Source organism: Latilactobacillus sp. VITA-14, assembly GCF_046580785.1.
Classification (GTDB): domain Bacteria; phylum Bacillota; class Bacilli; order Lactobacillales; family Lactobacillaceae; genus Latilactobacillus; species Latilactobacillus curvatus.
In genome coordinates this window covers 16,444-27,068 of sequence record NZ_JBJKTM010000023.1, presented here as the reverse complement: position 1 = coordinate 27,068, position 10,625 = coordinate 16,444, and the positions used below count along the sequence as shown (strand labels likewise).

The 10,625-nt window shown below is 41.2% G+C and carries 15 protein-coding genes and 2 pseudogenes; 15 read left to right on the top strand and 2 right to left on the bottom strand.

The features are described from left to right. From ACF1X7_RS08730 to ACF1X7_RS08720, 3 genes and pseudogenes are all read left to right on the top strand, one after another. A pseudogene (locus tag ACF1X7_RS08730) lies at positions 1–130 on the top strand (IS30 family transposase); the annotation flags it as partial. Between the two features lie 2 nt (positions 131–132). Continuing rightward, positions 133–333: pseudogene (locus ACF1X7_RS08725) on the top strand (site-specific integrase); the annotation flags it as partial. 236 nt (positions 334–569) lie between these two features. Next, on the top strand, positions 570–815 hold the full coding sequence (locus ACF1X7_RS08720; RefSeq protein ID WP_004271157.1) for a hypothetical protein: 246 nt from the start codon (positions 570–572) through the stop codon (positions 813–815). 58 nt (positions 816–873) lie between these two features. On the opposite strand, the gene ybaK is transcribed toward ACF1X7_RS08720, so the two are convergent. Next, on the bottom strand, positions 874–1,380 hold the full coding sequence (ybaK, locus tag ACF1X7_RS08715) for a Cys-tRNA(Pro) deacylase (protein ID WP_039099310.1): 507 nt from the start codon (positions 1,378–1,380) through the stop codon (positions 874–876). A 113-nt stretch (positions 1,381–1,493) separates the two neighbouring features. Between ybaK and ACF1X7_RS08710 the strand changes: the two genes are divergently transcribed. From ACF1X7_RS08710 to ACF1X7_RS08670, 9 genes are all read left to right on the top strand, one after another. Beyond that, a complete protein-coding gene (locus ACF1X7_RS08710; protein ID WP_004271151.1) occupies positions 1,494–1,667 on the top strand; it encodes a hypothetical protein in 174 nt (57 codons plus the stop codon). A 61-nt stretch (positions 1,668–1,728) separates the two neighbouring features. Further along, positions 1,729–2,118, top strand: coding sequence for a hypothetical protein (locus tag ACF1X7_RS08705; protein ID WP_039099311.1), 390 nt, complete (start codon positions 1,729–1,731; stop codon positions 2,116–2,118). 159 nt (positions 2,119–2,277) lie between these two features. Further along, positions 2,278–2,763, top strand: a complete 486-nt coding sequence (locus ACF1X7_RS08700; protein ID WP_223315971.1) for a DUF3013 family protein — start codon at positions 2,278–2,280, stop codon at positions 2,761–2,763. Positions 2,764–2,793: 30 nt separating this feature from the next. Then, entirely contained in the window at positions 2,794–3,741 is a 948-nt protein-coding gene (gene prmA, locus ACF1X7_RS08695) for a 50S ribosomal protein L11 methyltransferase (RefSeq protein ID WP_004271158.1), read from the top strand. Positions 3,742–3,753: 12 nt separating this feature from the next. Further along, complete coding sequence (locus ACF1X7_RS08690) at positions 3,754–4,509, top strand: 16S rRNA (uracil(1498)-N(3))-methyltransferase (protein WP_004271153.1); 756 nt, start codon at positions 3,754–3,756, stop codon at positions 4,507–4,509. A 36-nt stretch (positions 4,510–4,545) separates the two neighbouring features. Then, positions 4,546–4,887, top strand: coding sequence for a hypothetical protein (locus ACF1X7_RS08685; RefSeq protein ID WP_004271163.1), 342 nt, complete (start codon positions 4,546–4,548; stop codon positions 4,885–4,887). 89 nt (positions 4,888–4,976) lie between these two features. Further along, entirely contained in the window at positions 4,977–7,208 is a 2,232-nt protein-coding gene (locus ACF1X7_RS08680; RefSeq protein WP_064777057.1) for a RelA/SpoT family protein, read from the top strand. Between the two features lie 12 nt (positions 7,209–7,220). Beyond that, positions 7,221–7,670: a D-aminoacyl-tRNA deacylase gene (gene dtd, locus ACF1X7_RS08675; protein WP_039099315.1), complete on the top strand. Its 450-nt coding sequence runs from the start codon at positions 7,221–7,223 to the stop codon at positions 7,668–7,670. A gap of 3 nt (positions 7,671–7,673) precedes the next feature. After that, positions 7,674–8,300 (top strand): HAD-IA family hydrolase, encoded by a 627-nt coding sequence (locus ACF1X7_RS08670; protein ID WP_004271154.1) that lies wholly within the window; start codon positions 7,674–7,676, stop codon positions 8,298–8,300. Positions 8,301–8,347: 47 nt separating this feature from the next. Here ACF1X7_RS08670 and ACF1X7_RS08665 read toward each other — a convergent pair whose 3' ends face one another. After that, the gene (locus tag ACF1X7_RS08665; RefSeq protein WP_076787715.1) at positions 8,348–8,698 is read right to left on the bottom strand and encodes a DUF3397 family protein; all 351 of its coding nucleotides are present in this window, start codon (positions 8,696–8,698) and stop codon (positions 8,348–8,350) included. Positions 8,699–8,825: 127 nt separating this feature from the next. Here ACF1X7_RS08665 and ACF1X7_RS08660 point away from each other — a divergent pair, with 127 nt between their 5' ends. The 3 genes from ACF1X7_RS08660 (at position 8,826) to rsmH (ending at position 10,618) form a co-directional block, all read left to right on the top strand. After that, positions 8,826–8,948, top strand: a complete 123-nt coding sequence (locus tag ACF1X7_RS08660) for a DUF4044 domain-containing protein (RefSeq protein ID WP_039099598.1) — start codon at positions 8,826–8,828, stop codon at positions 8,946–8,948. A gap of 266 nt (positions 8,949–9,214) precedes the next feature. Next, on the top strand, positions 9,215–9,646 hold the full coding sequence (mraZ, locus tag ACF1X7_RS08655; RefSeq protein WP_004270711.1) for a division/cell wall cluster transcriptional repressor MraZ: 432 nt from the start codon (positions 9,215–9,217) through the stop codon (positions 9,644–9,646). 15 nt (positions 9,647–9,661) lie between these two features. Continuing rightward, positions 9,662–10,618: a 16S rRNA (cytosine(1402)-N(4))-methyltransferase RsmH gene (rsmH, locus tag ACF1X7_RS08650; RefSeq protein WP_004270706.1), complete on the top strand. Its 957-nt coding sequence runs from the start codon at positions 9,662–9,664 to the stop codon at positions 10,616–10,618. The last annotated feature ends 7 nt before the right edge of the window (positions 10,619–10,625 follow it).

Sequence of the window (10,625 nt, the reverse complement as noted above, 5' to 3'; positions counted from 1 at the left end):
TTTTGAGCACATTAGTGCTCAAGATTTAACGACGACGTTACTCCAAATTAACCAGCGACCGCTTAAAATACTCGACTGGCAAACACCGTATCAGGTTATGCTGACAAATTTGTCCAAAAATTCGGATTAAATTTGCAATCTACCACTCTACTAGATAGTTTTCGGGCGGGTCGGCGTAACTACACCATCTTTCAAGTTGGTAAAGCCACCCTACTGCGGGTGAGTGATGTCATGACCTTAAAAAAATCAGATGTCTATAATCCAGACGGTTCTGTTAAACACACGGCCTTTATTCATGATAAAAAGACTGGTAAAGCAAATACATTATATTTAAATTTTTAAATTCTATTGTCCCAATATTGTCCCAGAAGAGTACAGAAATACTGGTACTACGGTAAAATATAGTCCTAATATAATCCTGTACTCTCCTTACTATAATGGAAAAAGCAAAACAGTTATTGTTTTGCTTTTTTTTTTGGTATTTTTTAACAGTTTCCCCTTATTATAGGATAAGTTACTTAGTTTTATTTGTTGAAATATGATATTATTAACCTTAAGGGGATGAGTTAATGACAGATAAACATTATTACGGCAACTACGAAGTGGTTGAAGAACGGGAATCGCAAAAATATGTTGCAACGATTAAAATACATAATATGGTTAAAAAAGTCGTGATGCAAGATGATGCTCTGCAAATGCTCGCACAAAATGATGTTTTACCCGAAACGGTGGTTCATAATATTATTAAAGAACCAAATTTGCTGAAGGAACAAGTCATCATTTCTGGTGCTAATTTGGCCCAATATTTAGATTAAACTCAAAAATAAGAGGGGCTAGAACAAGTGAATTGTTCTAGCCCCTCTTATCATATTTTTAGGCTTCACTGATGTCAGCAAAGGTGGCTTCAGTGACCCGCTGTAAGTCTTGCGGATTAATCTGAATTGAGCGGCCAATTTTACCGGATGAGACATAGATGAATGGTTCCTTTTCAGCCTGTTGGTCAATGTAAATCGGATAGTGGGATTGTTCCCAGATTCCAACGGGCGTGTTAGCGCCATGTTCGTAGCCAGTAGTGGCCACGAGCTCCCTTAATGGGACCATCGCAATTTTTTTGTTGCCAGAAATTTGGCTTAATTTTTTTTCGTCTAAATGACAATCAATCGGGACGACACCGACGATTGGGCCGGTACTCTTACCAGAGAGCACCAATGTTTTATAAATAAGATGTTCATCGATATCGAGATGATCGACCTTCATTTGGGCAACGTTGTGGACTTCCTCTGTTGGGAATTCAAGTTGGGTGTAGGCCACTTTTTGTTTATCTAGAATTTTTTCAACTAATGTTTTGGATAATGCGTTTTGCTTTTTCTTCTTTCCCATAATAGACTCCTTTAATGAATAGTGTTAGTTTACGGCAATTTGGTTTAAAAGTAAATTTAAGACTGCAATGATAACGTTTCGTTGTATAATAAAATTACATAAGGAGTGATGATATGTTGTGGTTTAAAAAACAAACAGAAAAGGACTTACAGTCCCACGATTTTACCCAGTTGGTGAAGCATGCGCGTAACGATGAAATGCATTACCAAAAGATTCAAGCGACATTTGCTGGCTTGAAAAAGGCATATCACCAACCAAAATCGAATCAATTACCAAAAAAAGACTAAGTTCGCGTTGTTGGTGACAGTATGGCATACTATATGTAATAAATAACGGGTGGGTGACACGATGAAACGACAAACTTGGCATTTCCTCTTTTATAAATCAGCCTTCACAAAAGAACAGATTGACCAGTTATTGGCTTATTTAAAACAACAACAAAATTTTGGTGGGTTTCCGATTGTTGAATTAATTGGTGATGGCGATAGTAGTGATATTCGGTTTGTCACGATGGTTTTTGATCCGTTGGCCCCGATTGAAGCCCATCTACAATCAGAAATGGCTAAGTTTATGTTGATGCATGCCATTCGCCCAGATGGCAACACGCCAGAAGCTGATATGCGGCTATATGGTCGTGTGATGGCAGAATCTGATGCAGCACTCGGAATTGAGTTCCAACGTTATGACGATCAGAGTATGGACGTTATTTATTGGGGTCAGAACCAAGCAGTACATTAAGTAGAATTACGATTGAAAGTCTGGGACATTTTGTTCTGGGCTTTTTTGAATGATTGCTTTAGATTCAAGTCATAATCAGGTATGATGTTAATACGTTCAACTTTAAAATTGACTTAAATAACGACTAATTAAAAGGATATGGTGAATACAGTGGCTGAAATGGATATGTTAGCATTTTTCGATGCAGAATTAGATGATTTACAATTTAGTGGGGATATGAATATCAACTGGGACAAACAAGCTCGGGCGATTGAATTGGAATTCACATTAAACGTGACTAAGGAACAAGCAATTGCCGTTGAAGATCAAAATGGTGAATTGAACGAATCGGATGAAATCAGTTATGAAGATGCGATTTTATTCTTCGATGAAAGTAAGATGGACGGCTTTGAATATGCAGACAATTATTTAGCAGTGATTCCATTTGCTGGTCGCAAGGGGTTAAACGCACAAGTCGGTCGGGGCTTTTTCAACTATTTACAAGACTTATTAGATGAAGGCGAAGATCAATTAGCCGCTTTTGTGAATGATGAATCAGACGAAGAAACCTTTATCTTAAACTGGGATGACACTGTTTTCCAAGCAACTGTCGCTCAAGCAGATGATCAATTAGCGAAAAAATACTACGCTTACCCTAAATACTAAGCAACCCACATTAAGAAGGAGACATGCTACATGGAATGGACAAAAGTAACGGTCGCTACTGTTAATGAAGCAGTGGAAGCAATCGCCAATATTTTAACGGAAAATGGTGCGGAAGGAATCCAAATCGAAGACGCAGCCGATTATGAACATTTAAAGGCAAAGCCAGATCAAATTATTGATCTAGACAGTATTCCCCACCTTGAAACGGGTGCTGCAGTGAGTGCCTTTTTCCCAGAAACAGTTTTTGTGCCGGAAAAATTACCGTTGATTGAACAACGCGTTGCCCAATTGACTGACTTTGGGTTAGCGATTGGTTCTGGTAAGGTGACATTGGCACAAGTCGCCGATGATGATTGGGCGACAGCTTGGAAGAAATATTATCAACCAACGCGGCTAACTCGCTTTTTAACGGTTGTGCCAAGTTGGACCGACTATCAACCGACTGATGAACGCGAAGCACTGATTCGGATGGATCCGGGGATGGCTTTCGGAACAGGAACGCATCCAACAACCCATCTATCCGTACAAATGTTAGAAATGGTTTTACGCGGCGGTGAATCTTTAATTGACGTCGGGACTGGTTCTGGGGTTTTGAGTATTGCGGCTGCGCATTTAGGAGTCAATGATATTCGCGCCTATGATGTGGATCAAGTTGCGGTTGATGCCGCTAAGGAAAATTTTGCCCTCAACCCAGTGACCGCTGGCATTGATGCCCATCCCAACGATTTGTTGAACGGGATTACAACGAAAGCGGATGTGATTGTGGCCAATATTTTAGCAGAGATTATCGTGCCCTTGATTCCCCAAGCCAAGGCTTTATTGAATGACAATGGACACCTATTACTGGCCGGCATTATTGCAGATAAAGAAGCACTTGTCCGTGAAACGTTAGCGGCGAATGATTTTGTTGTTCAAGAAGCCCTTCATATGGGTGACTGGGTGGCATTGATTACACGCCAAAAGACGGACGACGATTAAGAGGAGTATGGCATGCAACGTTATTTTATTGATGAAGCAATTCAAGTAGAACAACAAGTGACCTTAACGGGTGAAACTGCACATCATATGCTAAAAGTGATGCGGATGCAGCCTGGTCATCGTGTTGAATTGGTAACGCCGGATGAACAAGCATTCATCGGTGAATTAACTGAACTGGATGCAACAGACAAAACAGTCACCGTTACGGTGCAATCGCCAATTACAAAATCAGTTGAATTACCGATTGAGACGACGATTGTATGCGGCTTGTCAAAGGGTGACAAAACAGACTGGATTGTTCAAAAAGGCACGCAGTTGGGTGCACACCGGTTTATTTTCTGTAATAGCCAATTCTCAGTCGCACGCTGGGATGATAAAAAACAAGCTAAGAAAGTTGCGCGGCTTCAAAAAATTGCGCAAGAAGCAGCCGAACAAGCTCACCGGACGCATGTACCAACTATTGAATGGCGTAACAGTTTAACGGCGGTCGCACAAGAATCAGCGACGATTAAATTAGTGGCTTACGAAGAGTCAGCTAAAGACGGTGAGCATGCCCAATTAGTTCAGAGCTTACAAACAGCCCAACCTGGGGATCGATTACTTTGTGTTTTTGGTCCAGAAGGCGGCGTTGCGCCCAAGGAAATTGAGATGCTTGCGGCGGCTGGCTTTAAGATGGCTGGTTTAGGACCACGGATTTTACGGGCCGAGACCGCGCCGTTATATCTGTTAAGTGCGATTTCGTATGTGACAGAATTGGCTACTTTATAGTATGATAGATGTAATCTTTTTACAGAGGGGCACAACATGACTAAATTTATGAATAATCGTTATTTAAAAATGGATTGGGTACGCTATTTATTAGTGGCCATTCTCTTGGCGGTCGTTTTACCGCTAGTGTTTGGTGTCTTGCACATCGATAAAACGTGGCGGATTGGACTGCTATTCATGGCTGTCAATGGTTGCGCAGCCTTTATGATTGGGTATCGTGTTCAAAAGACCCATGCAGCTTGGTATCACATTTTGTACCTGCCGATTTTATTTGGATTGATGGTGGTTGTGCGCTACGCAGATTATAACTATTGGTTCGTTCCTATTTATTGTTTATTAAGTTACTTAGGAATTAATACTGCGTATGAACGCCGTTAAGCAAACTGACTCGACAGTTAATTAGTTGAGTCAGTTTTGTTGTATTCAGTACATTTTTAATCGAGTAAGAGGAATTGGAGTGAGGCAGGATGCCAGAAGAAAAAGTAATTTCACAGCAGGAAGTGCTACAGTTATGTCAGAAATACATGAATACTGAACATCTTGCTTTTGTCCAAAAAGCGTATGATTTTGCAGCTTATGTGCATAAAGAACAAGTTCGCCAATCAGGTGAACCGTATATTATTCATCCAATTCAAGTTGCAGGGATTCTTGCTGAATTGAAGATGGATCCCGCTACGGTTGCTTCTGGTTACTTACACGATGTTGTCGAAGATACGAATATCACGTTAGGTGATGTTGAAGAGATGTTTGGCAAAGATGTTGCGGTAATCGTTGATGGTGTCACGAAATTAGGAAAAATTAAATATAAATCACACCAAGAACAACTGGCTGAAAATCACCGGAAGATGTTATTAGCAATGGCTAAAGACTTGCGGGTGATTATGGTCAAACTCGCCGATCGCTTGCATAATATGCGGACGTTGAAACATTTGAAACCCGAAAAACAACGCCGAATTGCTAACGAAACATTAGAAATCTATGCACCATTGGCTGACCGGTTAGGGATTAGTAAGATTAAGTGGGAATTGGAAGATATCTCGCTCCGTTATTTGAACCCACAACAGTACTATCGGATTGTGCACCTTATGAATTCTAAGCGGACACAACGCGAATCTTATATTCAAGAAGCAATTGAAGACATTAAAGACTCAATTGCTGATTTAGATATGAATTACGACATTTATGGACGACCAAAGCATCTTTACTCGATTTATCGCAAGATGCGCGACCAGCATAAACAATTTGAAGAATTGTATGATTTACTCGCAATTCGGGTTGTTGTTGACTCAATCAAGGACTGCTATGCTGTTTTAGGAGCAATCCATACTAAGTGGAAACCGATGCCCGGTCGGTTTAAAGACTACATTGCAATGCCAAAGGCCAACATGTATCAATCGATCCATACAACTGTGATTGGTCCCAAAGGCAAACCGCTTGAAGTGCAAATTCGGACGCAAGAAATGCACGATGTTGCTGAATATGGGGTCGCTGCACATTGGGCGTATAAAGAAGGCGTTAAGGAACAGATTAAGCTGGATGAATCAGGGCGTAAACTCGATTTATTCCGTGAAATTCTTGAAATTCAAGATGCTTCCGATGATGCTGCAGAATTTATGGAAAGCGTCAAAGGCGATATCTTTAGCGATCGCGTTTATGTTTTCACACCCAGAGGCGATGTTTATGAACTACCAAAGGGTTCAGTACCACTGGATTTTGCTTATTTAGTGCATACTGAAGTCGGGAACCACGCTGTTGGAGCTAAGATTAACGGCAAAATTGTACCGTTGAACTATCAATTACGTAATGGTGATATTGTCGAGATGTTGACGTCAACAAGTGCGACACCAAGTCGTGATTGGATTAAGCTCGCTTTCACCGCGCGTGCTCGGAATAAGGTTAAGCGCTACTTTAAAAAAGAAGATCGGGATGAAAACGTCGAAAAAGGACGGACGGCTGTTGAACATCTGTTGGTAGAAGATGGTTATACACCAAAAGAACACCTCACTAAAGCCGAGATAGCTGTCATCCTACCGCATTTTAATTTTAATGCCGAAGAAGAACTGTTTGCAGCAATTGGGTTCGGTGAAATCTCACCACAGTCAGTCGTCAATCGCTTAACGATTAAAGAACGACGGGCAAAAGAAGAAAGTGAACAAAAAGCATTAGAAGCTGAGATTCTATCAGCGAAGGATTCACAACAACCAGGGCCTAAAGCAAATGGTAGCCATATCACAATCAAACATGAAGACGGTGTTGTTATTGAAGGTGTCGACAATGTCTTAGTGCACTTGAGTAAATGCTGTAATCCAGTCCCTGGTGATGATATCGTTGGCTATGTAACAAAGGGACGTGGGGTTTCTGTTCATCGGCGCGATTGTCCGAATATCGTTGATCGGGCAGATATGAACAGTCGATTGACTGAAGTCAGTTGGGAAAATACCAACGCTAAGAATGATCAACTCTATGATGCGAATTTGGAAATCTACGGCTATAACCGTGGTGGACTATTGAACGATGTCTTACAGTCCTTAAATGCACATACGAAACAGCTAAATAACGTGATGGGGCGGATTGATCACGATAAGATGGCGGATATTCATGTGACAGTCGGCATTCGCAATACAGATCATTTAGAAACGATTATGGAAGCCGTGAAGAACATCCCAGATGTTTACGAAGTCAAACGGGTTCAAGGATAGGAGCGACTTAATATGCGAGTAGTATTACAGCGAGTGAGCCAAGCAAGTGTCACGATTGATCAGACGATTGTTGGCAAGATTAACCAAGGCTTTTTGTTATTGGTCGGTATTTGTGATGATGATACTGAAGCTGATTTAGATTACTTGGTTAAGAAAATTAGTCAATTGCGCGTTTTTGAAGACCCAGATGGCAAGATGAATTTGGCGTTGGCCCAGGTTGACGGTGCCATTTTATCGGTGTCACAATTCACCCTTTTTGCTAGCACTAAGAAGGGCAATCGCCCAAGCTTTACTGCGGCTGGGAAACCGGACTATGCTAAACGCTTATATGAACAGTTTAATCAAAAATTAGCAGCGACTGGGATTCGCGTCGCAACTGGAGAATTTGGAGCCGATATGCAGGTGGCTTTGGTCAATGACGGTCCAGTCACTATCCTATTTGATACAAAGGAGAATGGATAATTAATGAGTTATCAAAATGCGATTTGGGATTTCGATGGTACATTGTATGATACTTATCCTGTTATGATGACGGCGCTCAGTCAGGTTTACCGTGATCATCAAGTCGCAGTCGATCAATCGCACTTATACCAAGCGATTAAGCAGACTTCAATTAAACGGGAACTACAGATGCTTGCTCAGCAAACTAATGTTTCATTTGAACAATTGGATCGAGAATATCATGAATTAGAACACCAATTACAACAGACGCCACAACCTTATCCGGGGGCAGCGGCGATTTTGAAACAGATTAGTGCACATGGTCAGAATTTCTTATTGACCCATCGTGATGATGCTGCAGAAAAATTTTTGGCAGCGCATGGACTAGCAGATTATTTTACTGAAATTGTTACGAGTCAGAGCGGATTTGCCAGGAAACCGGCGCCAGATAGTTTGAACGATTTATGTGATCGTTATCAGCTGGATAAAACTAAAACCGTGATGATTGGTGATCGTGCATTAGATATTGAAGCAGGGATTAACGCCCATGTGGCGACGGCCTATTTTGATGTTGATCGATTACCAATCATGGTGCAACCGACAATCACAATTACGCAATTAAGCGCGTTAGGGAAATATTTTTTAAACTAAGAAAAGCGGTGTCGACAAATTGAAAGAGTCGACACCGCTTTTTTGGTTTAAAGGAGTGTGATGATTAGAAAGGATAGGTACCATGCTGTGGCCATCACGAGGACAAAGCGCCACCAACTCCGTAGAAACTTACGTAGGTACAGCGCACGGTCGTAGTAAAAGCGCGTTAAGCTCCAGATGATTCCCCACAGACAGATAGCTAAGCAAAAGAACCAGCCAGCTTTACTGAAAATTGGCATACTCAGAAAGATAGCACTTACTAGCAATGGAATTGGTAGCCAATTAATATAATGAAAACGATGTTTAAATAGACGCTGAGTCAACCGGTCGATACAGTAGCCGAGTGCGACACAGACGGGCGGTAAGCCTGCAAAGAAAAGTGTTGTGCTAAATGGCATTTAAATCACCTCGAAAGTTAATAGTCCCATTGTACCGTCTTTTGGAAAAGATAAAAAGGACTGAGTTGCACTTTCAAGTGATTCGGTGTAAACTGCTGATAAGAAAAAAGTCTAGGTGGTGGAATAATTGAAGAAACAAACAAGCACGTTTAGTCGCATTACTAAAATTTTCGTTTGGGTAATGTTAATCGCCACAGTGGGCTCAGTCATTTTTGGTTCACTCGCTGCAACTGGCATTTTAAACTTCTAAAAATTAGATTAAAGTGAGCAATTTTTTGCGGCGTTGCTTAGAAGTGGTGCGACAGCCCAAAATAAGCTTACTTAATTAACAAGTGAAACGGCCATTTCGGTTAACGAAATGGCTGTTTTTTTTGGTCAAAAAGGCTAGTGATATAAATATCGTGCACAATTGGTTCCAAAATGATAAGATTTTGGTTTTTTTTGGCAAAATGTGGTAGAAAGTGGGGGATTGTGGTAGACTAAAATCAGTTAAGGTGGGCAAAGGGGTGAATGGTTATGTTCATGGGCGAATTTCATCACACGATTGATACGAAAGGTCGGTTAATCATGCCGGCTAAATTTCGTGAATCATTAGGTGCGGAATTTGTACTCACCCGTGGTATGGACAATTGTATTTTTGGTTACCCCCTTAGTGAATGGGAACAGTTGGAAGAGAAGTTAAAAAAACTGCCCCTTGCTAAAAAAGATGCCCGCGCGTTCGTCCGCTTTTTCTACTCAGCGGCGGTCGAATGTTCTCCTGATAAGCAAGGTCGGGTGAATATCCCAGACACACTTGCTAAACATGCTGGTCTTGAAAAAGAATGTGTGTTAATCGGGGTCTCAAACCGCATTGAAATTTGGAGCCAGGAAAAATGGGCGAGCTTTAGCGAAGAAGCTGAAGAGAATTTTGATGATATTGCAGAAAATATGTTAGATTTTGATTTTTAGAAGGATGGTAAATAGATGACAGAAACATTTAAACATCAAAGTGTTTTATTGAAAGAAACGGTTGATGCCTTGAATGTGCAACCCGATGGCGTGTATGTAGACGCAACATTAGGGGGCGGCGGCCATAGTGAATATTTGTTATCTCAGCTGACGACCGGTCATCTTTATTCGTTTGACCAAGACGATCATGCCTTAGCAAGTAGTAAACAACGATTAGCCAAATATGCTGAAGCGGGCCAAGTGACTTTTATTAAGAGTAACTTCCGCTATTTAAAAGCAGCGTTAGCAGAACACGGTGTGACTAAGATTGATGGTATTTTATACGATTTAGGCGTATCATCACCACAATTTGATGATGCCCAACGCGGGTTTAGTTATAAGAAAGAAGCCCCACTTGATATGCGAATGGACCAAGGGGCGGAACTCAGTGCCTACAATGTCGTTAATGAGTGGACCTATCAACAACTAATTAAGATCTTTTTCCGCTACGGCGAAGAAAAGTTCTCAAAACAAGTTGCGCGGAAGATTGAACAACAAAGAGCAGTTGCGCCGATTGAAACGACAATCGAATTAGCTGATTTGATTAAAGAAGCAATTCCTGCACCAGCAAGACGAAAGGGTGGACATCCAGCGAAGCGGATTTTCCAAGCGATTCGGATTGCGGTCAATGATGAATTAGGGGCAATTGAAGATTCACTCGAACAAGCTATTCCATTGGTCAATGTCGGCGGGCGGATCAGTGTCATTACGTTCCAATCATTAGAAGATCGTTTGGTGAAGACGATGTTTAAGGAACAAGCAACGCTCCCAGATTTACCGAAAGGGTTACCAATTTTACCAGAAGAACAAAAAACGGTTCTAAAATTAGTGAACCGCAAGCCGATTCTACCAACAGATGATGAATTAGAAGAAAACCATCGTGCACATAGCGCTAAGCTACGTGTCGCAGAAAAACAAAAAGAAATTGACTAGAAGGATT

What these genes read in the sequence shown, in the direction of transcription:
- ACF1X7_RS08720 (WP_004271157.1), top strand. Translation starts at nt 570, where the DNA reads ATGACAGATAAACATTATTACGGCAACTACGAAGTGGTTGAAGAACGG.
- ybaK (WP_039099310.1), bottom strand. Translation starts at nt 1,380, where the DNA reads ATGGGAAAGAAGAAAAAGCAAAACGCATTATCCAAAACATTAGTTGAA.
- ACF1X7_RS08710 (WP_004271151.1), top strand. Translation starts at nt 1,494, where the DNA reads ATGTTGTGGTTTAAAAAACAAACAGAAAAGGACTTACAGTCCCACGAT.
- ACF1X7_RS08705 (WP_039099311.1), top strand. Translation starts at nt 1,729, where the DNA reads ATGAAACGACAAACTTGGCATTTCCTCTTTTATAAATCAGCCTTCACA.
- ACF1X7_RS08700 (WP_223315971.1), top strand. Translation starts at nt 2,278, where the DNA reads ATGGATATGTTAGCATTTTTCGATGCAGAATTAGATGATTTACAATTT.
- prmA (WP_004271158.1), top strand. Translation starts at nt 2,794, where the DNA reads ATGGAATGGACAAAAGTAACGGTCGCTACTGTTAATGAAGCAGTGGAA.
- ACF1X7_RS08690 (WP_004271153.1), top strand. Translation starts at nt 3,754, where the DNA reads ATGCAACGTTATTTTATTGATGAAGCAATTCAAGTAGAACAACAAGTG.
- ACF1X7_RS08685 (WP_004271163.1), top strand. Translation starts at nt 4,546, where the DNA reads ATGACTAAATTTATGAATAATCGTTATTTAAAAATGGATTGGGTACGC.
- ACF1X7_RS08680 (WP_064777057.1), top strand. Translation starts at nt 4,977, where the DNA reads ATGCCAGAAGAAAAAGTAATTTCACAGCAGGAAGTGCTACAGTTATGT.
- dtd (WP_039099315.1), top strand. Translation starts at nt 7,221, where the DNA reads ATGCGAGTAGTATTACAGCGAGTGAGCCAAGCAAGTGTCACGATTGAT.
- ACF1X7_RS08670 (WP_004271154.1), top strand. Translation starts at nt 7,674, where the DNA reads ATGAGTTATCAAAATGCGATTTGGGATTTCGATGGTACATTGTATGAT.
- ACF1X7_RS08665 (WP_076787715.1), bottom strand. Translation starts at nt 8,698, where the DNA reads ATGCCATTTAGCACAACACTTTTCTTTGCAGGCTTACCGCCCGTCTGT.
- mraZ (WP_004270711.1), top strand. Translation starts at nt 9,215, where the DNA reads ATGTTCATGGGCGAATTTCATCACACGATTGATACGAAAGGTCGGTTA.
- rsmH (WP_004270706.1), top strand. Translation starts at nt 9,662, where the DNA reads ATGACAGAAACATTTAAACATCAAAGTGTTTTATTGAAAGAAACGGTT.